Below are 20,648 nucleotides of genomic sequence, written 5' to 3'. Positions count from 1 at the left end.
TTCTTGTTGTGCGCCTCCCCCTAGGCTACTGGGCCTGAGGCCGCCCCGCCGTATGATGGCCTGCATGTCTCAGGCCAGTGCACCGAAGCGAGTCCGAATTCGACACTTTCAGACGGCCAAGGCCGCCGGCGAGCGCATCACCGCGCTCACGAGCTACGACGCCATGACCGCTGCGGTGTTTGACGAGGCAGGCATCGACGTGCTCCTCGTCGGAGACTCCGCGGCCACCACGGTGCTCGGTGAGACCTCGACGCTGCCCGTCACGGTCGACGAGCTGATTCCCATGGCACGCTCCGTCGCACGCGGCGTGTCGCGAGCCCTCGTCGTCGCAGATCTTCCGTTCGGCAGCTACGAGCGCGGACCCGAGCAGGCTCTGGACACCGCGGTCAGGTTCATGAAGGAGGCCGGCGTGCAGGCGGTGAAGCTCGAGGGCGGCGTGCGTTCGCAGGCCACTATCAAGCGCATCGTCGAGGCCGGGATCCCCGTGATGGCCCACATCGGCTACACCCCGCAGAGCGAGCACGGCCTCGGCGGGCACGTCGTGCAGGGCCGAGGCGACGCGGCGGAGCGAGTTCGAGCGGACGCTCGGGCGGTGCAGGACGCCGGCGCGTTCAGCGTGGTCCTCGAGATGGTCCCAGCCGTCCTGGCCGCGGAGATCACGCGGGAGCTCGTCATCCCGACCATCGGCATCGGCGCCGGTGCCGAGTGCGACGGCCAGATCCTCGTATGGACCGACGCGATGGGCCTCGGCACCGGTCGCATGCCGCGCTTCGTGCGCAAGTACGCCGACCTGCGCGGCATCCTCCTCGACGCCGCATCGAGCTACCGCGACGAGGTCAAGTCAGGCGCGTTCCCCTCGGAGGCGGAGAGCTTCGAGGACCAGTCCGGCTAGGGCCGCCTCGAGAACGAGGAGGGACGCCGAAGGTCAGCGGTCCTCTTCGGCCTCTTCCTCAGCCCAGGCCTTCGCGCGCTCCTGAAGCTTCTCAGGGGCGCGCTTCGCCTCTGCCTCGGATGCGAACGGGCCGACGAGCTCGGAGCCGAGGGACTGCCGTCCGACCTCGACCTCGCCCGTGCGCGAGTTGTACCAGAATTCCTGTGCATGCGTATCGGTCATAGGCTCAAGCGTATGCCGAAAGACCCGAACACAGGACTCCTCATCCCCGGCCGCAGCGCCCCGGCCAGATCCGTCCCAGCCGCCATCGCCCGCCCGCCGTACGTCGGCAAGCAGGCTCCGGACACGTGGACGGGCGGGGACGTCTACACGCCGGAGGAGATCGCCCGGATCGAACGGGCATCCGCCATCGCCGCCGATGCCCTCGAGCACCTCGAGCAGTTCGCCGTCCCAGGCGTCACCACCGATGAGCTCGACAGCATCGCGCACGACTTCGTGACCGCGCGAGGCGCCTATCCGTCGACGCTCGGCTACCGCGGGTTCCCGAAATCGAGCTGCACCTCGCTCAACGAGGTGATCTGCCACGGGATCCCAGACGACACGGTGCTCGAATCCGGGGACATCCTCAACGTCGACATCACCGCCTACTTCGAGGGCATGCACGGAGACACGAACCGCATGTACCTCGTCGGCGACGTCGCCGACGAGTCGCGGCTGCTCGTCGAGCGCACGCACGAGGCCATGATGCGCGGCATAGCCGCAGCCAAGCCCGGACGGCAGGTCAACGTCATCGGGCGCGTCATCGAGAAGTACGCCAGCAGGTTCGGCTACGGGGTCGTGCGCGACTACACGGGCCACGGTGTCGGTGGAGCCTTCCACTCCGGCCTGATCATCCCGCACTACGACTCCGCGCAGCACACCACGGTCATCGAAGAGGGAATGGTCTTCACCGTCGAGCCGATGCTCACGCTCGGAACCTCGGACTGGCGCCTCTGGGATGACGGCTGGACCGTCGTGACCGCCGATGGCTCTCGGTGCGCCCAGTGGGAGCACACCGTCGTCGTCACCTCAGACGGCCCGCGGATCCTCACCGTGCCATCGAGCTGACGGCGCGAACGGGCACCCCGCTCCCGATATGCTCACACGCATGGGCAAGAGCAGAGCCACCAAGGCCATCGGCATCGACATCGGCGGCACCGGCATCAAGGGGGCACTCGTCGACCTCCGCACGGGCGAGCTGCTCTCCAAGCGGCGCAAGGTGCCGACGCCGGTCGGCGGCGACCCGCGCGAGGTCATCGACGCGACCATGGAGATCGTCCGCAAGATCTGGGACAAGGACCTCGACGGCGACACGGACGTCCCGGTGGGCATCAGCGTTCCCGCGATCGTCAAGCACGGGGTGACGCGCTCCGCGGCCAACATCTCGCCGCGCTGGATCGACTTCGCCGCCAGGGCGGCCTTCTCCGAGGCGGTCGGGCGCGAAGTGGCGCTCGCAAACGATGCAGACGCTGCCGGCATCGCGGAGGTGCGCTTCGGCGTGGCGCACGGGCGACTCGACAGCGTCATAATGACGACGCTCGGCACGGGGATCGGGACGGCCATGTTCTACGGGGGCCACCTGTTCCCGAACTCCGAGCTCGGGCATATCAGCATCGGCGACCACAGCGACTACGAGAAGTTCGCCTCGTCGAAGGTGCGCGAGCGCGATGAGCTGTCGTTCTCGGAATGGGGTTCGCGACTCACTCCCTATTACCGTCAGCTCGAGGCGCTCTTCTCCCCCGACGTCTTCATCGTCTCGGGCGGCATCTCCAAGCAGGCAGACGAGTTCCTGCACTACATCGACGTCGAGACCCCCATCGTCGTCGCCGAGTTCATGAACAACGCTGGCATCGTCGGCTCAGCATGCCTCGCAGCCGAGCACTGGGTCTGATCCCCGACCCTCGACACGCGCTGAATCGAACGGCGGAGGCCGGGCCGCAAGCCAGAACAGCTTCGAGCCCGGCACCGCGACCAAGAGAGTGAGCAGGCCGACCGATACGCCGGGTTCTGTCCCGATGTGAATCGGGGGCGGCCATCTCTCTCGCGCACACGTTGCCGCGTGCATCTAGCGGCCTACCCGGGGACTCAGCGAGCAGCGTCGTCATCCCCTGTATGGCCTTGCTCCGGACGAGGTTTACCTTGCGGCGCCTGTCACCAGACGCCCGGTGGGCTCTTACCCCACCCTTTCACCCTTACCCCTGCATCCCGAAGGACGCGGCGGGGCGGTCTGCTTTCTGTGGCACTGTCTCGCGGGTTTCCCCGGGTGGGCGTTACCCACCGTCCTGCTCTGCGGAGCCCGGACGTTCCTCGGCATGGCTTCCCATGACGCGACCGCCTGGTCGACCTGCTCACGCACCATCGTAGTGCCTGGAGAACGCTCCGGAAATTGTCCAGACAACCTGACCCAGCGTGAGCGAATGATGCTTCCATGAGCAGGGGTCAGAGCGAGGAACGTGCCATATTCACCGCAGCTGGACATCCCTTCATAACGACTTAGTGAACGGCGTGGATCAACTGAGGAGTTCGTGTACGCTCCAAAAGCGCACGGCATTTCCACACGCAGCTCTCAGGAATGCCGTGGCCGAACCGACGAGCTCTTGCAGCAAATCTGGGCAATGACTGCCCGGAACGGCGGTTCGCTCGCAGTCAAGGACTTAAGGAGGAGTTCAATGACAACATCCACGAAGCGACGTGCCGCAACATCGGTTGCCGCACTCGCAGTCGCCGGTCTCGCCCTGACCGCCTGTTCCGGTGGCCCCGGCGTGCAGGACAGCACGGGCGGCCCAAGCGACAACAAGGTCACGATCTACGGCACGATCGTCGACGCCGAAGCCGAGCTCCTCGAGGAATCGTGGGCCGGCTGGGCGGAAGAGAACGGCATCGAGATCGTCTACGAAGGCTCCAAGGAGTTCGAGACGCAGATCTCCGTTCGAGCCCAGGGCGGTACCCCGCCGGACATCGCAATCTTCCCGCAGCCCGGCCTCATGGGCGACCTCGCCAGTGGCGGCCTGCTCACGGAGGCACCGGAAGGCGTCGTCAGCAACCTCGAGCAGTACTGGTCGGAAGACTGGAAGACGTACTCCTCGTACGACGGCACGGTCTACGGGGCGCCACTCATGGCGAACCTCAAGGGCTTCGTCTGGTACTCGCCGAAGTTCTTCAAGGACAACGGATACGAAGTACCGAAGACGTGGGAAGAGCTCATCACGCTCACCGGCGAGATCCAGGCCAAGACCGGAACCGCGCCCTGGTGCGCCGGCTTCGGCTCAGACGCCGCAACCGGCTGGCCGGGCACCGACTGGATCGAAGACCTGGTCATCCGCCAGCAGGGACCAGAGGTCTACGACCAGTGGGTCGCGAACGAGATTCCCTTCACCGACCCGCGCATCCAGGCCGCGTTCGATGAAGCAGGCAAGATCCTCACGAACCCCGACTACGTCAACGCAGGCTTCGGCGACGTGCGCTCCATCAACTCGACCGCATTCGGCGACCCAGCCGCGAAGCTCGTCGACGGCACGTGCGCGCTGCACCACCAGGCTTCCTTCTACGACGGCTTCATCACCGAAGCGGGCGGCACGGTCGGTGAGGACGGCGACGTCTGGGCCTTCATGACCCCGCCCGTCGAGGGCAAGGAACTCGCCGTCACGGGCGGCGGCGAGATCGTGGGATCGTTCAACGCGGACGAGGACACGGTCAAGGTCCAGGAGTACCTCTCCAGCCCTGAGTGGGCGAACAGCCGCGTCTCCCTCGGAGGCGTGATCAGCGCGAACACGGGTCTCGACCCGGCAAGCGCGTCCAGCCCCATCCTGCAGGAGTCCATCGCGATCCTCCAGGACCCGGCGACGACCTTCCGCTTCGACGGATCTGACCTCATGCCCTCGGCAGTGGGAGCAGGAACGTTCTGGAAGGGCATCATCGACTGGATCAACGGCACGGACGTCAACACCGTGACCACCCAGATCGAATCAGGCTGGCCCTCCAGCTAAGCACCGTGTTGTGGAGCACTCGGCGTCGCGCCGGGTGCTCCACACGCATTCCACCGCACGGACGACGACGTCCCCCGCGCACGTGCTTGTCTGCCACCCTGGAAGGTCACAATGGCAAGTTTCTTCACGTGGCTGGCCCAACTGCCGCCACTCCTGCAAGTCCCGATCGTCATCATCGCGTTCCTCGCGGTGGTTGCGCTCATCGTCTACTTCGTCGAGCTCGCCCCTCGACCCGGCAAGAAATACACGATCCTGCGGCTCGTCGTCTGCATCGCAGTCCCAGTCGCACTCGTGTTCATCCTCGGCACCTACACCTGGGCGGCAATCGTCGCCATCCTGCTCGGTGCGCTGCTCTTCTGGTTCGACCAGCGGTCGCGTGAAGGCGCCGGCTACCTGATCGGCCTCATCGGCTTCCTCGCACCTGCGCTGATCCTGGTGATCATCGGACTCATCGTCCCGAGCATCCAGACCACCGGCCAGGCGTTCACGAACAAGTCCGGCGACTTCGTCGGCCTCGAGAACTTCATCTGGATCTTCACGCAGCCAAGCGGAATCCGGACCGTCCTCAACACGATCATCTGGGTCGTCGTGACGCCGATCCTGTCGACAGTCGCGGGCCTCGCCTACGCCGTGTTCATCGACAAGTCGCGTGGTGAGAAGTTCCTGAAGGCGCTCGTCTTCATGCCCATGGCGATCTCGTTCGTGGGCGCGTCCATCATCTTCCGGTTCATGTACACGGCACGACCAGCCGATCAGGACCAGATCGGCCTCCTCAACCAGATCATCGTCTGGTTCGGCGGGCAGCCATACGACTTCCTCGCCGAGTCGCCACTGAACACGTTCTTCCTCATCATCGTGCTCATCTGGGTGCAGACCGGTTTCGCCATGGTCGTGCTCTCGGCCGCCATCAAGGGCGTTCCGATGGACCAGATCGAAGCCGCGTCCCTCGACGGTGCCAACCCGTGGCAGCGATTCATCAACGTCACGGTCCCCGGCATCCGTTCCTCGCTCGTCGTCGTCGTCACGACGATCTCCATCGCCTCGCTCAAGGTCTTCGACATCGTTCGCACGATGACCGCGGGCGCGAACGACACGAGCGTCATCGCGAACGAGATGTACACGCAGTTCAAGACCTTCGAGACCGGACGATCGGCCGCCTTCGCGGTCGTGCTGTTCATCCTCGTGCTGCCGATCATCATCTACAACGCGAACCAGATGAAGAAGCAGAGGGAGATCCGATGAGCGCCATCGTTCCAGTCGAACTGCCCGTCGACACGAAGACGGCGGAACAGCTCGCACGAGGCGAGAAGAGCACAAGCGGCAAGGTGAAGAAGAACCTCACCAGCCGCTGGGCCACCATCGCTGCGATCACGATCGCCGTGGTGTGGACCATCCCGACCTTCGGGCTCTTCGTCTCCTCGTTCCGACCCAAGGCGGAGGTCGTCAGCACCGGCTGGTGGACGATCTTCCAGAACTGGGGCCTGACCTTCGACAACTATGTCGAAGTGCTCGCCTCCGGCAATACGCAGCTCACGATGGCGCAGGCGTTCCTGAACTCCATCGTCATCGCGCTCCCCGCGACGGTCATCCCGCTCGCGATCGCGCTGCTCGCCGCGTACGCGTTCGCGTGGATGGACTTCAAAGGCAAGAACTGGCTGTTCATCCTCGTCTTCGCCCTCCAGGTCGTGCCGATCCAGATGGCACTCGTGCCGCTGCTGCAGCTCTTCGCCCGCGGTGAGATCTTCGGTGTCCCCGTGATCGCCGCGTTCGGAGCAGATGCTGGCTTCGCACAGGTGTGGATCGCTCACTCGATCTTCGCCATGCCGCTCGCCATCTTCCTGCTGCACAACTTCATCTCGGAGATCCCGCGTGAGGTCATCGAGGCAGCTCGCGTCGACGGTGCGAGCCACGGCCAGATCTTCTTCCGCATCATCGTGCCGCTGACGCTGCCCGCCGTGGCCTCGTTCGGCATCTTCCAGTTCCTCTGGGTCTGGAACGATCTGCTGGTCGCGCTCGTCTTCGCGGACGGTGCGGTGGCCCCCATGACGAAGCTGCTCGCCGAGATCACGGGTTCGCGTGGTCAGGAATGGCCGCTCCTCACGGCTGGTGCGTTCCTCTCCATCCTCGTGCCCCTCATCGTGTTCTTCTCGCTGCAGCGCTACTTCGTCCGCGGCCTGCTGGCAGGATCCACGAAGGGCTAATCCCGTCGGCGCCCTCGGGCGCTCGCATCACACGACTGAGGGGGAGCCAGCCGGCTCCCCCTCAGTCGTGCGCTGACGCAGCAGTTCGTGGTGCCCGCTCCCTCGCTCTCCCATACCGACGCATCTCCTCGGTCGCACAGCAGAACGCCCTCCCCAGATCTGTGATCTGGGGAGGGCGTTCGCCGCTCTGGAGAAGCGTGCTAGTTGGCGGCTCCGCTCGCGAGAGCGTCGTTCGCCTCCTGCAGGCGGATGGCCTCCGTGAGCGCACCGCTGATGCGCTGCTCGGTCTCCGGGTCGAAGATGTGGATGTGGTCGTTGTCCGTGGTGACGTAGATCGTCTCGCCCACCTCAGGGTGGCTGCGGCCGTCGACGCGAGCGACGATGTCTGTGCGCGTTCCGTCGATGATCGAGTGGCCGTAGAGGTAGCCCTCAGCGCCCAGCTCCTCGACGAGGTCGACCTCGACCTTGAGGCCCGGCTTCTCCTCGCGCGAGATGATGATGTCGTCGGGGCGGACTCCGACCGTGGCGGTACCGGACTTGAGCTTTGCCAGCGTGGCGCGCTCGAGCGGGATGACGTCGGTTCCGAAGCGCACGCCCTCTGAGGTGAGGTCGGCACCGAAGATGTTCATCGACGGGCTGCCGATGAAGCCGGCGACGAAGACGTTCTTCGGCTTCGCGTAGAGCTCGCGCGGCGTTCCGACCTGCTGGAGGACCCCGTCCTTGAGGACCGCGATGCGGTCACCCATCGTGAGGGCCTCGGTCTGGTCGTGCGTGACGTAGACCGTTGTGACGCCGAGGCGGCGGGTGAGGCTCGCGATCTGCGTACGCGTCTGCACACGGAGCTTCGCGTCGAGGTTGGAGAGCGGCTCATCCATGAGGAAGACCTGGGGGCTGCGCACGATGGCGCGACCCATGGCGACACGCTGACGCTGACCACCGGAGAGCGCCTTCGGCTTGCGGTCGAGGTACGGCTCGAGGTCGAGGATCTTGGCGGCCTCGAGGACACGCTTGGCGCGCTCTTCCTTGTTGATGCCAGCGATCTTGAGCGCGAAGCCCATGTTCTCGCCGACCGTCATGTGCGGGTAGAGCGCGTAGCTCTGGAACACCATGGCGATATCGCGGTCCTTGGGCGGGAGGTGCGTGACGTCGCGGTCGCCGATCAGGATGCGGCCGTGATTCACCTCTTCGAGCCCTGCCAGCATGCGCAGCGATGTCGACTTGCCGCAGCCGGATGGTCCGACGAGGACGAGGAACTCTCCGTCGTCGATCTCGAGATCCAGGCTGTCGACCGCGGGACGAGCGCCCTCGGTGTAGACGCGCGATGCGCTTTCAAAGGTCACAGTTGCCATAGGAGTACTCCCTCATTACCGGCAGGTACGTGCCGGACGATCCGTAGTAATAGTTGAGGAGCAACGATGCGTTTCACTTCAAGCGACGCCGTCGGCGCTCCGCCACTGAGTATGTCAGAACTCAGCGGCGGGCGCTCGACTTTCTCAGATCAGAGCGCGGACTTCTCCGTGCGGACCAGGACGGCGCCAGAGTCCGGGCAGATCACGACGTCATCCGGCGCGGCGCGGCGGATCTTCTCGAGCTCGGGCCGGTCGAGAGCCACGTTGGTTCCGGTCGTGATGTTGCCGATGAGCTCGGCCGCGCCGACGCCGTAGCGCTCACGCTGCTTCTCGTACAGCGCGACGAGGTCAGCCGGCAGGCTCGCGAGGACGCTCGCCCGCTGCTCGGAGAGGACACGGTACTCGCCCTTGAGGTTGTCGCGAGCGGCGTCGCGCAGCACCGTGAGCTCCCGCGCGCGGTCTTCGACGCTTCGCTGCGATTCGAGCGCGCCCTCGTGCGCCGCGGTCTGCTCCTCCACGCGCTGCATGACCACGAGCTCGCCGTCCTCGAGGATCGTGCGGCGCCGCTGGAGCACCTCGATCTCGCGCTGCAGCGCCTCGATGTCCTTCCGGCTCGACGCACCCTGCAGCCGGTCGTTGTCGCGCTTCAGACGCGCCTCGACAGTCTCCACATCCGACTCGATCTTCTTGAGTTCGCTGCGCGAGTCCTCGAGCTGCCCGAGCAGCTGCACGACCTCAGCGCGGTGCTTCGTCCGTTCCTCGTCGAGGGCGTTCAGGTGGTGCTGCTCTGGCAGGTTCTTCGCGACGTGCTGCACACGGCGGCGCTTGGTGTCGACCTCGGCCAGGTCGAGCAGACGGCGCTGGTCTGCTTCGCTGGCCTTCATGCCTGGCCCCGGTTCATGTCTTGGTTGTCGTTCATAGTTCCCTCATTCTGTCGTGAAGTCGTGTGCCGCCCGCGCAGGGCGCGCACGTGGCCCGCCGCGCACTACTGGGGAATGGCGAACTCCCACGGGTCGGTGCGGAGCTCGGACACCTCGACGTCGAGTTGCGGGAATTCCGCGCGCAGCTCACGAGCAGCATGGTCGAGCCACAGCCACTCGCTCGCCCAGTGCGAGGTGTCGATGAGTGCGGGCCCCCGACCGCGTGCGAGTGTCTGCTCGAGCGACTCCGAGGCCGGGTGGTGGCGAAGATCGCTCGTGATGTAGACGTCGGCCCCGACGACCTTCGGGTCCTCGAGCAGCGAGTCGCCGGCTCCGCCGCACAGCGCGACGGTCTCGACGAGGCGGTCGAAGGAGCCCGCTGCTCGGATCCCCGTCGCGGTTGCCGGCAGTATGCCCGCGAGAGCCCGTGCGAGCGCCCCGAGCGTCATGGGCTGCGGGAGGACGCCGACGCGTCCGAGGCCGCGGTCGAGGTTGTCTGCGGACGGCACGATCGGCGTGACCTGCTCGAGCCGGAGCGCAGCGGCGAGTGCCGCCGACGTGCCGGTCTCCACGACGTCGGCGTTCGTGTGCGCTGCGAGAAGCGCGCAGTCCGCGCGGATGAGCTGCGCGAGGAGCGAGCCCTTCGCGCTCGACTCCGCCACGGTCGTGACGCCTCGCAGAAGCAGCGGATGATGCACGAGCAGGAGGTCGGCGGATGTGTCGACGGCTTCACTCACGGTCAGCTGGGCGGCATCGACTGCGAGGAGGATGCGGCCCACCTCAGCGTCGAGCGCGCCGGAGACGAGACCGACCGAGTCCCAGGACTCCGCTCCTGACGAGGGCCAGTTCCGCTCTCCGAAAATGAGCACGTCGCGCAGTCGGGTCACCATGGGGCGATTCTACCGGCGGTGCTGCCGTCCGGTGCCGCACTTTCCGCGTAGTGTTAGCACTCCGAAGCTCCCTCCCCCGGAGCCCTTCTCCCAGAGTTTCCCCCAGGAGACCTCTTGTCAGAGCAACAGCGTCGTGCTGTCCCAAATCCCGCAAAGCGTCCTACGATTCGCGACGTGGCGGCGGTTGCCGGCGTGTCCAAGTCGCTCGTCTCGCTCGTGTACAGCGATCCGGAGAAGGTCAGCGAGGCGCGGAAGAGCCGTGTGCTCGCAGCCGCCGACGAGCTGGGGTTCCGACCGAATCTGCTGGCCAGGTCGCTGGCGACCAACATGAGCGACTTCATCGGGATTCTCGTGGCAGACCCGATCAACCCCGTGTTCGCGGAGATCATCGACGCGGCGAGCCTGGAGTTCGACCGGGCGGGTCGGCGCGGGCTGATGACAACCGCCGTGCTGCCCGAGTCTGGGACCGTGCGCCAGCTCGACGAGGGCACGATCGCGACGCTCAGCGATCTGCGGCCGAGGAGCGTCCTCATCGCCGGCTCCCTTCCTGATGCCGCCTCGCTCGGTGCTCTCGCGGAGGATCGTCCCGTCGTCGTGGCATCCGGCCTTGCCGAAGGGCTGCCGAACGCGGGCTGCGTGCGTACCGACGACCGCAAGGGCCTCGCCCTCCTGGTCGAGCACCTGACCTCCCTCGGCCACCGCGACATCGCGCATCTCGGAGGGCTTGCCGCCGCCGGCCGCAGCCGGGCGGAAGCGTACGAGGAAGCGATGACGGCGCACGGACTCGCCGGACACGTGCAGGTCCAGGAGAGCGACTTCACCGAGCTCGGAGGCTACGTCGCGGCGACGAGCCTGCTGTCCCGTGCGACCCCGCCGACCGCGATCATCGCACCAAACGACCTTGCCGCCCTCGGCGTACAACGTGCGCTCGAGGAGCGCGGCCTGACGACGGACGACGTGGCGCTCACGGGCTACGACAACTCGTTCCTCGCATCCATCGCCGGTGTCTCGCTCACCTCCGTCGACCCGCACAACGGGGTCATCGGACGAGAAGCCGCGAGGTGGCTCATCGAGGCCGAGGCGGGCAGCGAATCGCTGCCGCAGGAACTGCTCGTCGAACCGCGGCTCGTCGTCCGCCGTTCTTCGGGCAAGGGCGTCTGAGCTCAGCTCTCGTCTGCCGGTGAGAAGCGAACTCCCCACGAACTGCTCCAGACCTGCGCGACGTCGAGCTCGATGAGGTCGACGCCCGAATTGAGGGCGTCCGGTGGTGACGTCATCGGCTCCGCGGCGAACGCAAGACCAGTGCCTCCGTGGTGCTCTTCGGGGCGGGGGAAGTCGGCGGGCGTGTAGAGCTGGAGGTGCCGGAAGTCGGCGTCGCCCCAGAGCTCGAGGCGGGCCCCGGCCGCGGACTCGACGGTCAGCAGCGTGCGGTCACCGGAAGGGCGGACGCGGAAGGCGTAGTTGAGGTCGAGATCGCCCACCCTGCGACCCGCACGAAGGTCGAACGTTCCTCCCGACACGACGGGCTCGGTTCCGACCGGGAGCAGTCGATCATCGAGCAGCACGCGCTCGACGAGGTCGGCGCTGACGACGAGATCGGCGATCGGCTCCTCTCCGACGCGGAAGTACGGGTGAGCTCCGACCGCGAAGAGCGCCTTCTGCGTGCCGAGATTGGCGACCGTGTGCGTGACGACGAGGCCGTCGTCGACGGCCTCGTACCGCACCGTGTGGCGGAGCGTGAAGGGCCAGCCGTGCTGCGGGAACACCGTCGCGGAGAGTTCGAGGCCCGAGCCTGTCTCTCCGACGACCGCGTACTCCGTGTTGCGCAGAAGACCATGCGAGGCATTGCCCTTGCTTGGCTCCGTGATGTCGAGCTGCTGCGTCTTCCCGTCGTGCGCCCATCGGCCATCCCTGACCCTGTTCGGCCAGGGGAACAGCGTCAGGCCAGCGCCGAAGGGTGGGAGGACATCGTCGCCGAAGTCCTCGACGAGCTGCACGCCGCCGACCTCGAGGGAACGGAGCACCGCAGCGACCCGGCCGACCTTGACGCGGACTCGTCCGCTCACAACCTCGTGCTGGGGACCGGTGACTGGTGGATGCATGCGTCTACCGTAGCGGGACGCGCCGACGGCTCAGTCGCGGCGTGCCCAATCGCGCATCACGGCGCGTGCAGCGTGCAGACCCGGCATGCCGTGGACCCCGCCCCCGGGCGGCGTCGACGACGAGCACACGTAGAGTCCCCGTCGTCCGGCGCGGTAGGGATGCAGCGAGGGCGCCGGCCGGAACAGCTGCTGCGTGCCCGCCATCGAACCGCCGCCGATGTCACCGCCGACCAGGTTCGGGTTCCACGCTTCGAGCGCGCTCGGCGACCACTCTCGACGTTCGAGGACCACGTCTGCGAATCCTGGCGCGAAGCGTTCGATCTGTGCTTCGAGGGCTGGGCGCACGTCGAGCGCTGTCCCGTTCGGGACGTGCGCGTACGACCAGAGGACCTGCCTGCCATCGTGTGTCCTGCTCGCGTCCGCAGCAGATTGCTGCGTGACCATGACAAACGGCTTCTCCGGCATGCGCCCGCGGTTGATGTCGCGTTCGGCCTCGATGATCTGCCGGAACTCCCCGCCGACGTGCACGGTGCCGGCGGACGCGACCCGCGCGTCCTCCCACGGCACGGGCCCGTCGAGCAGGTAGTCGATCTTGTGCACGCCAGCCCCATACTTCCATCGTGCGAGGTGAGCGGCATAGCGCGACTCCAGCTGCTCGGGGGCGATGCGGAGGATCTGCTTCGGCGTGAGGTCGAGGAGGACGGCGTCAGCCCGCGGGAGGTCGCGAAGGTCGGTGACCTCTGCGTTGGTCTCGATGCGGCCGCCGTTGGCGAGCAGCACCCTGGCGAGCGCATCCGTGATGCTCGCCGATCCGCCCTTCGCCACGGGCCACCCGGTGCTGTGGCCGAGGGCGCCGAAGGCGATGCCGAACGCCGATGTCAGCGGTCGGGTGAGCGGCAGCGTCGCGTGCGCCGAGGAGCCGGCGAGGAGTGCCTTGGCCGCGCCGCTTCGGAAGACGAGGTTCGCGAGCGTCGCCGCCGGCAGGGCCCCCAAGACCCCGAGTCGCACCATGTCGACGGGATGCGGGGGAATTCGCAGGAGCGGACCCATCGCGTTCTCCACCGTCTCGAAGGGATGGTGCGAGAAGTGCTCGTGCAGGCGTCGCCAGTTGGGGCCGTCGACGCCGAGCTCCTGGGCCGTGCGTTCGATGTCCCTGTGCAGCATCGCCGCGCGGCCGCCTGGCAGCGGGTGCGCCATCGGGATCTCGGGCTGCACCCATTCGAGCCCGTTCTGCTCGAGCTCAAGCTCGCGAAACGCCGGGCTCGCGACGCCGAAGGGATGCGCCGCAGCCCCGAGGTCGCTCACGAAACCGGGCCCGAACAGCTCGGCGGACCTCGCCGCTCCTCCGATCTGGGGGTCCCGCTCGTACACGGTGACCTCGACGCCGCGCCTCGCAAGGAGCGCTGCAGCTGTGAGTCCGTTGGGACCCGCCCCGACGACAACCGCTCGGCGGCTCACCGCCCTGCGCCCGCCCGTGGGTCCTGCTCGAGGAATCGTTCCTCGACGGAGTCGCGGCTGATGCTCTGGATGAGCTCGATCTGGGTGTGCGCACGCGCTTCGAGTTCCTGCAAGCCGGAGAGCACGAGTCGCGGGTCCCGGGGCTGCACTGCGATGAGCGCCTCCCACATGGAGAGCTTGGCGCGCACCATGCCGGTGAGGGTGTCGAGTTCGAGCTGCGTGCTCGGGCGCTGCCTGAGGCGCAGGATGTTCACCGGGTTGAATGTGCCGGCCACGCGCGCCGCGTTCGTGAGCCAGAGCTTCAGGAATGACTCGCGGTAGCCGAGCTGATCGATGAGCGACGCCAGGTCGCGGCGGTCGGCCGCGATGTGGGCGATGAGCAACCGCATCGTCTGCTCGTGCGGCGATCCGGCCCACGTTGCCTTGGCTGACTTGAATGCGCGCAGCCCCGCCTCCGAGGCCAGGAGGTGCGCGTTGAGATACCCCGCGTAGACGTCGTGGTCGAATCCTCGTGCCGTTGTCATGCCCTGCTCCTCTCGCTTGCCGTATCCCGATTGTCTCGTGGCTCGAGATTCGGGGCGCACAGGTCTTCCAGGTAGCCAGCGAAGCCGCCCGGCGTGCGTCCGCGTTGCCGTCCCGATGTCAGGACGGGTGAGCTAGCCGTCGAATGCACGGTGAAGCCGCACGCGCTGACCGCGGCGGCGAGGCCGGTGTCCTCGTGTTCCCGGATCGGAGGGAACCCACCGGCGGCGAGGTAGGCCGAGGCCCGGACGCCGAGGTTGGCACCGTGGATGTGCGGGTGCCCTTCGACGCTCGAGTAGTCCCGACGCCACCCGGCCTCGACGTGCGGAGCATCCGACTGGGGTTCGACGTTCACCGTCCCCAGCAGGAGGTCGATGCCTGCGTCGGCGAACTCGAGCTGTGTGAGCAGCCAGCCCCGCGGCACGGCGGAGTCGGCATCGGTGGAGGCGATCCACGTCGAGGTCGGGTCGACGGCTGTCGGGTCGCCCCCGGAGCTGAGGCTGAGGGCGGCCCTCACCCCCGCTCGTCTGGCTTCGCCGACAGAGCCGTGCAGGCCCTCGATCACGCGGATGCGCTCGTCCCGCTCGGAGGCTCGGGCCGCGATCCGCGCGCTCGCGTCGCGGCAGCTGTCCAGGACGAGGACCAGCTGCACCCGAACACCTGCGCTCGCGCAGCGGATCGAGTCCATCGCGACCGTCAACGCGGCGAGGCACTCGGCCAGCGTCTCCGCTTCGTCGCGAGCGGGCACCACGATCCGCAGATCGCGGATGGGGGTGCGCGAGTTCCCCGCACCGGTCGCCGAACCGCTCACTGGACTCGTCACCGTCATCCGGCAGCGCTCGCAGACTGCTGCGCACCAGAGGCTGCAGCGGCGGCGAAGCAGGAGCCACCGCTCGGCGGCATCCCGTTCTCGTAGATATCGATGAGGGTCTCGTCCTCTGAGTAGGAGGCGAGGCTGCGCATGCCGAGTCGTGCTGCGAGGGCGTGCACTCGGTCGCCGTCGAGCGGCCAGCCGTCGATCGGACCACGCCAGTGGCAGAGTACGAGCACGCCGGTCGGCGAGAGGGCTCGGCGGGAGTTGGCGAGGAGCTCGCAGAGCTCGTCCTCCGCCAGGTAGTAGCCGGTCTCGGAGACGATGACGAGATCGAGCTGACCGGGTCCGAGACCGAGTCTGTCCCATTCGTGCGGCAGGGTTGCCTTGGCCAGATCGACGCCCGTGAGATCGGCGAGTCTCGCCGCGGCGAGGCCGAGGGCGGTGGCACTCGCGTCGACGGCGAGCAGGTGATCGCACCGCACAGCGAGTGCTGCGGTGCTCTCGCCGATGGAGCAGCCGATCTCGAGGGCGCGCCGGTATGTCTCGTCGGGCAGCATCCCGACCATGAGGGCGAGCTTGCGCCGCTCGTACCAGCTGGATCGAAGGTCCCAAGGGTCGTCCGCGTCTGCATGGACGCCATCGAACGTGTGACTCGCCGAGCCGGCGTCGCGCGTCGCGCTCGCCGTCACCCGGAAGACCTCGAAGCTCCTCGAGAAGTGCTCGACCTGGCTGGCCCCGAGCACCGTCTCATCGCCGATCTCGTTGGAGAGCGCGTACAGCTGCGAGACATGCGCGTCGAGGGCGGCCGCCTTGGCCTTGGTCTCCGCCGCAGCGAGTGGAAGTCGCATCCAGTGACGCCACTCGCTGTCGCGCGCGGGGTGTGCCCAGTGCCAGAACCAGATCGGAAACTCGAGGAGCAGCGCGCCGGACTCGGCGGCGGCCCGCGCGAGCGCGGCACCGACGGTGTCGTGATCCGTGTGTCCGTCTCTCCGGTAGGGCGCGGCGATGACGACACGCTGTGCCGGCGAATCCCGGACCATCTTCGCTGCGGCGTCTGCGATGAGGTCGGTGGACTGCGAGAGCTGGCCGTCGCCGAGGCCGAGCTCGACCGACTCGATGGAGCCCGTCTGGCCGCCGGTGGCCTCGGACCCCGCGGACGGACTCGTGCGGAGCCGTCGGAGTGCCTCGTGGAACTCTGCTCGTCGCAGCTCGGCGAGCGCCGGGGGCTGGACGCTCGGCGAAGCTGGGTGCGAGGCCTCGCCCCAGGTGCACAGCAGGACGCGCACGGCGGCTCCGGCCGCGAGTGCCCTGAGGATGAGGCCGGCGGCGCCGAGGCACTCGTCGTCGGGGTGCGCGGCTCCGACGATGAGCAGCGTCTCCGGACCGAGTGCATCTTCCAGCGCGAGGGTCGGAAGGTGCTCGATACCGGCTTCCCGCCAGGCTGCCTCTGGTGTCCCCGTGTCCAGATGCGTGAACTCCACCGATGCGGCGCCGATCACGAGTCGTCCCCCGAGATCGATGGGGCTTCGGAGGAGCGGTGCAGCGCGGCCGCGAGCTGCTGCCCGTGAGCTGCGTCGTCGCGGGCTCCGTGATGCTGGCTGAGATACATGGTGAGGTCGGCGACCCGTCGTGCGTGCGTGGCGTCGAAGGCGAGGGGGCCAGGCCCCATGGCCTCTCCGCAGAGTGCCAGCAGGCGCCAACAGGCGGAGGCGGTGTTCCCGCGCACCCGTTGAGCAAGCGCCCAGTCGGCGCTCCCCGCGTCGATGCGGTCGGCGGCGTCGTCGAGCTGGACCTGGACGCCGTGCAGCAGACGATCTGCCTCACCGAGCCAGGCGAGACCGAGCTGGTCCGGTTCCCTGCCGCCCACAGCGCGTTCGAGCGCACGCCCGAGGGCCACCGCTCCCCCGAACCACACGGCGGCAACGGCGATCCCACCCCAAGCGAACCCCGGACGCGAGGTGTACCAGTCGGCGACATCCCCCACGGCTCTCGCAGTCGCCGAGTGGAGATCGACCGGCCCGCTCGGCACTCCACGGAGGCCGGTCAAGGGTGCCCCGCCGCCGCGCGGCACCACCGCCGCCTGCCGGAGGTCGACCACGAACATCCACTCCCCCATCGAATCCGACGCGGTGACGAGGGCGCGATCGAGTTTCGCTGCGAGCGAGCACCAGCGCTTGGTGCCGGTCAGCTCAGCGTCTGCACCCTCGGCCACGCTGTGCGAGTCTGCCCCCGGAAGCCAGCGGACAGCCACCGGCGACGCAGAAGCGAAGACACCCCAGGCTTCACCGCGTCCGACTTCCGCCCCCGTCTGCGCGAGGATCGCGGCGGCGTCGAAGTGCGGCTCGACGACACGGGCGGCGGTGAGATCGATCGCGGCGATGCTCGACAGCAGATGCAGCAGCGAGCGAGTGCGACCGCGTCCAGGCACTGGGACAGGAGGGAGCTCGCGCAGGGCGCCGAGCATCTGCGGGGCGTCCCCTGCGCACTCCTCGGCGGCCTCGAGGAGCCGGGCGCTGCCGTCCCAGAAGTCGGCGTCGACCCCGATCCTGCCCATGAACTCGAGCACCCTGTTCTCCCTCCAGCCATACCCAACGGCGGGATGCTGCACTCCCCGGTCCACAGCACGCTACGCACGCCGACCGTGAGGTCACAGGAGGGTTGACACCAGGCGAGCGACCCGTTAACCATGCGCGCTCACGAGTAGCGGCAGGCGCTCAGGCACGCGGAGGAAACTCCCACGGAGCGGACCGAGCCTTCCCGTAGCGTCGTGACCCTCATGACGCAGACTCCCCCCGGATTCCCCCTTCGCGACTACGCCGCCATAGGCGACGGGCGCACCATCGCCCTCGTCACACCCGACGGACGCGTCGACTGGCTGCCGCTGCCCAACCTCGACTCGCTCCCCGTCTTCGCGCGCCTTCTCGACGACAAGACCGGCGGGTACGTCGAGCTGACCCCCGCGGGCGACTTCACGTCCACGAGGCGCTACATCGAGCAGACCAACGTGCTCGAGACCACCTACACGAGCGAGAGCGGTGTGGCACGCGTCACCGACGCCATGGTCACGGGCGTCGCCGGGCGCCTGCCCTGGGCCGAGCTCGCCCGACGAATCGACGGCATCGAAGGCAGCGTCGAGTTCACCTGGCGCGTCGTACCCGGCACGATGCTCGGCACCAGATCCCCGTGGCTCGACCGCGTCGGTCAGCACACCATCATCCGCTGCGGCGAGCTCTCCCTCGCCGTCGTCGGCAGCGAGCACGGCCCCGAGAGCGCCGACCCGCGCAGCGGCGCGGAGGAGGTCGAGCTCCGCGGCGGGTTCACGACCGCCCTCGACTCGCGGCACCTGCTGGTCCTGACCGCCACCGAGGGTGAGCCCCTCCGCGTTCCCGAGCCGGAGAACGTCGACAAGGGCATCGACCGAACCATCGAGAGCTGGCTGAGCTGGTCCGAGGAGTTCTCCTATGAAGGCCCATGGTCCAAGCAGGTGCAGCGCAGCGCGCTGGCGCTGAAGCTCCTCATCTACAGTCCCACGGGTGCTATCGCCGCGGCGGGGACGTCGTCGCTGCCCGAGAACCCGGCAGGCGGCAAGAACTGGGACTACCGGTTCGCCTGGATCCGCGACCTCGCCTACACCGCGCACGCCCTCGTCTGGTTCGGACTCAGAGAGGAGACGCACGCGGCCATCTCCTGGCTGCTGCGCACCATCCGCGAGCAGGGCCCGGACATCTACGTCATGTACTCGCTCAACGGCGAGACGTGCGCGGGCGTCGAGAAGTACGACGTCCCCGGATGGCGCGGCAACGGCCCCGTCGTGACGGGAAACCCCGCGCAAGGGCAGCTGCAGCTCGGCATCTACGGCGACCTCATCGCCATCAGCCGCACCTATGTCGAAGACGGCAACCTCCTCGACGTCGAAACCGCACGACTCCTCGCCAAGGTGGCCGACAAGGCCTGCGACGACTGGCGCAAGCGAGACGCAGGAATGTGGGAACTCGGCGAAGAACAGCACTACACCTCCTCCAAGATGGGGTGCTGGCAAGCGCTCAACGACGCGATCGCGCTCGCGGAGGGCGCGCACATCGAAGGAGACGTCGACCGCTGGCGAGCGGAACGGGAGCGCATCCGAGCGTGGACGCTGGAGCACTGCTGGTCTGAGGAGCTCGCCAGCTACGTCATGCATCCCGGCTCGGATCGCCTCGACGCCTCTGTGCTGCTCCACGCGCCGAGCGGCTTCGATCGCGGTGAGCGCATGTCGTCCACCATCGACGCACTGAGCAGGGAACTCGGCCACGGCGCTCTCCTCTACCGGTACTCGGGAGTCGCCAGCGAAGAGCACACCTTCGTCGCCTGCGCCTTCTGGCGGGTCTCGGCGCTCGCCTGCGTCGGCCGTTCCTCGGAGGCGATCGCGGCAATGGACGAGCTCGTCGAGCAGACCAACGACGTCGGGCTGCTCGCCGAGATGATCGCCACCGGCGACGGTGCCTTCTGGGGCAACCTCCCGCAGGCGCTCAGCCACCTCGCGCTCATCAACGCCGCCCTCCTGATCAGACAGCTCGCACCGGAAGAAGCCACAGATGACCAGTGAACCGACCGTCTTCCGCGAGCTGCGCTCGGTGCTCGTCGAGAGCATCTGGTGGGATGCTCGCACCTCCGAACTCGCCTGGGTCGATATCACGATGGGCACCTTCCATCGGGCGAGGCTCGACGGGGCTCGCGACGGCAGCGACGACCGAGTCTCCGCTCTCCCCGCCCCGGTCAGCGCCGTGCAGCCAGCCGCCGGGGGTGGCTTCGTGGCGTCGCTCCAGGACCGCATCGTCGTGCTCGGGCCGGACGGTGAGCTGCAGAAGACCATCGCCTCCGTCGTCCACTCCCACGGTGGCATCCGCTTCAACGAGGGCAAGGTCGACCCGTTCGGCCGCTTCGTCGTCGGGTCGATGAACACCACGTCGCCCGCGGCGGATGGAGCCCTGTACACCTTCGACGCCGACGGCACCGTCCGACTGCTCCTCGGTGGGTTCCACACGACGAACGGCCTCGAATGGAGCGACTCCGGCGACACGATCTTCGTGACCGACACGTCGACGCAGACCGTCTACCGGGCGAGCTACGGCCCTGGCCCCGACGACCTCGGCGAGCTGGAGCCGTTTATCCACGGGCGCAACTCGGACGGGCTGGCCAGGGACGTCGACGGCTCGTTCTGGAACGGCATCTACGGGGCTGGACGCGTGGCGCACTGGGACGCGAGCGCGTCGCCGCTGGGTGACCTCACCCTTCCGGCGCCGAATGTCACGTCCGTCGCCTTCGGCGGCGACGGGCTCTCGACGCTGTTCGTCGGAACGGCGCGAGAGAACCTCACCGAGAGCGACCTCGTCGACGCACCCCTCAGCGGCTCGATCTTCGCCATCGAAGGCGTCGGTCACGGTCGCCCCGCCAACGTCTTCGGGGCATCCGCGAGCCCGCAGTGACCCCCTCATT

The 20,648-nt window shown here is 67.8% G+C and carries 19 protein-coding genes and 1 other RNA gene; 9 read left to right on the top strand and 11 right to left on the bottom strand.

Features of this window, described 5'->3' with window-relative positions:
• The first annotated feature begins 64 nt into the window (after nucleotides 1–64).
• Complete coding sequence (gene panB, locus C5E05_RS02210) at nucleotides 65–892, top strand: 3-methyl-2-oxobutanoate hydroxymethyltransferase (RefSeq protein WP_228502331.1); 828 nt, start codon at nucleotides 65–67, stop codon at nucleotides 890–892.
• Between the two features lie 33 nt (nucleotides 893–925).
• Here the strand turns inward: panB and C5E05_RS02205 are convergent, their stop codons facing one another.
• The gene (locus tag C5E05_RS02205) at nucleotides 926–1,114 is read right to left on the bottom strand and encodes a hypothetical protein (protein WP_104241367.1); all 189 of its coding nucleotides are present in this window, start codon (nucleotides 1,112–1,114) and stop codon (nucleotides 926–928) included.
• Nucleotides 1,115–1,126: 12 nt separating this feature from the next.
• On the opposite strand from C5E05_RS02205, the gene map reads away from it, so the two are divergent.
• Together map and ppgK are read left to right on the top strand one after the other, a co-directional pair.
• Entirely contained in the window at nucleotides 1,127–1,999 is an 873-nt protein-coding gene (gene map, locus C5E05_RS02200; protein WP_104340995.1) for a type I methionyl aminopeptidase, read from the top strand.
• Between the two features lie 40 nt (nucleotides 2,000–2,039).
• Complete coding sequence (gene ppgK / locus C5E05_RS02195) at nucleotides 2,040–2,822, top strand: polyphosphate--glucose phosphotransferase (RefSeq protein ID WP_104242077.1); 783 nt, start codon at nucleotides 2,040–2,042, stop codon at nucleotides 2,820–2,822.
• A gap of 89 nt (nucleotides 2,823–2,911) precedes the next feature.
• Here ppgK and rnpB read toward each other — a convergent pair.
• Nucleotides 2,912–3,278: RNase P RNA component class A (gene rnpB / locus C5E05_RS02190), an RNA gene on the bottom strand.
• 322 nt (nucleotides 3,279–3,600) lie between these two features.
• Here rnpB and C5E05_RS02185 point away from each other — a divergent pair.
• From C5E05_RS02185 to C5E05_RS02175, 3 genes are all read left to right on the top strand, one after another.
• A complete protein-coding gene (locus C5E05_RS02185; RefSeq protein WP_104340994.1) occupies nucleotides 3,601–4,917 on the top strand; it encodes an ABC transporter substrate-binding protein in 1,317 nt (438 codons plus the stop codon).
• Nucleotides 4,918–5,028: 111 nt separating this feature from the next.
• Nucleotides 5,029–6,159 (top strand): carbohydrate ABC transporter permease, encoded by a 1,131-nt coding sequence (locus tag C5E05_RS02180; RefSeq protein WP_104241370.1) that lies wholly within the window; start codon nucleotides 5,029–5,031, stop codon nucleotides 6,157–6,159.
• Nucleotides 6,156–7,118 (top strand): carbohydrate ABC transporter permease, encoded by a 963-nt coding sequence (locus tag C5E05_RS02175; RefSeq protein WP_104241371.1) that lies wholly within the window; start codon nucleotides 6,156–6,158, stop codon nucleotides 7,116–7,118. Before C5E05_RS02180 ends, C5E05_RS02175 begins: the two co-directional genes overlap by 4 nt.
• A gap of 200 nt (nucleotides 7,119–7,318) precedes the next feature.
• Here C5E05_RS02175 and C5E05_RS02170 read toward each other — a convergent pair whose 3' ends face one another.
• The 3 genes from C5E05_RS02170 to C5E05_RS02160 form a co-directional block, all read right to left on the bottom strand.
• Nucleotides 7,319–8,467 (bottom strand): ABC transporter ATP-binding protein, encoded by a 1,149-nt coding sequence (locus C5E05_RS02170; protein WP_104241372.1) that lies wholly within the window; start codon nucleotides 8,465–8,467, stop codon nucleotides 7,319–7,321.
• Between the two features lie 149 nt (nucleotides 8,468–8,616).
• On the bottom strand, nucleotides 8,617–9,351 hold the full coding sequence (locus tag C5E05_RS02165; protein WP_104241373.1) for a zinc ribbon domain-containing protein: 735 nt from the start codon (nucleotides 9,349–9,351) through the stop codon (nucleotides 8,617–8,619).
• A 101-nt stretch (nucleotides 9,352–9,452) separates the two neighbouring features.
• A complete protein-coding gene (locus C5E05_RS02160) occupies nucleotides 9,453–10,277 on the bottom strand; it encodes a Nif3-like dinuclear metal center hexameric protein (protein ID WP_104340993.1) in 825 nt (274 codons plus the stop codon).
• Nucleotides 10,278–10,451: 174 nt separating this feature from the next.
• On the opposite strand from C5E05_RS02160, the gene C5E05_RS02155 reads away from it, so the two are divergent.
• The gene (locus tag C5E05_RS02155; RefSeq protein WP_181059315.1) at nucleotides 10,452–11,438 is read left to right on the top strand and encodes a LacI family DNA-binding transcriptional regulator; all 987 of its coding nucleotides are present in this window, start codon (nucleotides 10,452–10,454) and stop codon (nucleotides 11,436–11,438) included.
• A 2-nt stretch (nucleotides 11,439–11,440) separates the two neighbouring features.
• On the opposite strand, the gene C5E05_RS02150 is transcribed toward C5E05_RS02155, so the two are convergent.
• Genes C5E05_RS02150 through C5E05_RS19730 form a run of 6 tightly spaced genes read right to left on the bottom strand, consistent with a single transcriptional unit; the run spans nucleotide 11,441 to nucleotide 17,739 of the window.
• Nucleotides 11,441–12,379 (bottom strand): aldose 1-epimerase family protein, encoded by a 939-nt coding sequence (locus tag C5E05_RS02150; RefSeq protein ID WP_104340991.1) that lies wholly within the window; start codon nucleotides 12,377–12,379, stop codon nucleotides 11,441–11,443.
• A 30-nt stretch (nucleotides 12,380–12,409) separates the two neighbouring features.
• Nucleotides 12,410–13,837, bottom strand: coding sequence for an NAD(P)/FAD-dependent oxidoreductase (locus tag C5E05_RS02145; protein ID WP_104340990.1), 1,428 nt, complete (start codon nucleotides 13,835–13,837; stop codon nucleotides 12,410–12,412).
• Nucleotides 13,834–14,361: a hypothetical protein gene (locus C5E05_RS02140; protein ID WP_104241378.1), complete on the bottom strand. Its 528-nt coding sequence runs from the start codon at nucleotides 14,359–14,361 to the stop codon at nucleotides 13,834–13,836. The genes C5E05_RS02145 and C5E05_RS02140 overlap by 4 nt, the downstream gene beginning before the upstream one ends.
• Nucleotides 14,358–15,182, bottom strand: coding sequence for a glycosyltransferase family 2 protein (locus C5E05_RS02135; RefSeq protein WP_181059313.1), 825 nt, complete (start codon nucleotides 15,180–15,182; stop codon nucleotides 14,358–14,360). Before C5E05_RS02135 ends, C5E05_RS02140 begins: the two co-directional genes overlap by 4 nt.
• Nucleotides 15,183–15,184: 2 nt before the next feature.
• Nucleotides 15,185–16,672, bottom strand: coding sequence for a bifunctional PIG-L family deacetylase/class I SAM-dependent methyltransferase (locus C5E05_RS02130; protein ID WP_146081004.1), 1,488 nt, complete (start codon nucleotides 16,670–16,672; stop codon nucleotides 15,185–15,187).
• Nucleotides 16,669–17,739 (bottom strand): acyl-CoA dehydrogenase family protein, encoded by a 1,071-nt coding sequence (locus tag C5E05_RS19730; protein ID WP_146081003.1) that lies wholly within the window; start codon nucleotides 17,737–17,739, stop codon nucleotides 16,669–16,671. Before C5E05_RS19730 ends, C5E05_RS02130 begins: the two co-directional genes overlap by 4 nt.
• A 210-nt stretch (nucleotides 17,740–17,949) precedes the next feature.
• Here C5E05_RS19730 and C5E05_RS02125 point away from each other — a divergent pair, with 210 nt between their 5' ends.
• A complete protein-coding gene (locus C5E05_RS02125) occupies nucleotides 17,950–19,758 on the top strand; it encodes a glycoside hydrolase family 15 protein (RefSeq protein WP_104341192.1) in 1,809 nt (602 codons plus the stop codon).
• Entirely contained in the window at nucleotides 19,748–20,638 is an 891-nt protein-coding gene (locus C5E05_RS02120; RefSeq protein WP_104340987.1) for an SMP-30/gluconolactonase/LRE family protein, read from the top strand. Before C5E05_RS02125 ends, C5E05_RS02120 begins: the two co-directional genes overlap by 11 nt.
• The last annotated feature ends 10 nt before the right edge of the window (nucleotides 20,639–20,648 follow it).

The sequence above is a fragment of the Pseudoclavibacter sp. AY1H1 genome (genome assembly GCF_002931055.1).
Lineage (GTDB): Bacteria > Actinomycetota > Actinomycetes > Actinomycetales > Microbacteriaceae > Pseudoclavibacter.
This window is presented reverse-complemented; position numbering and strand designations above follow the sequence as displayed.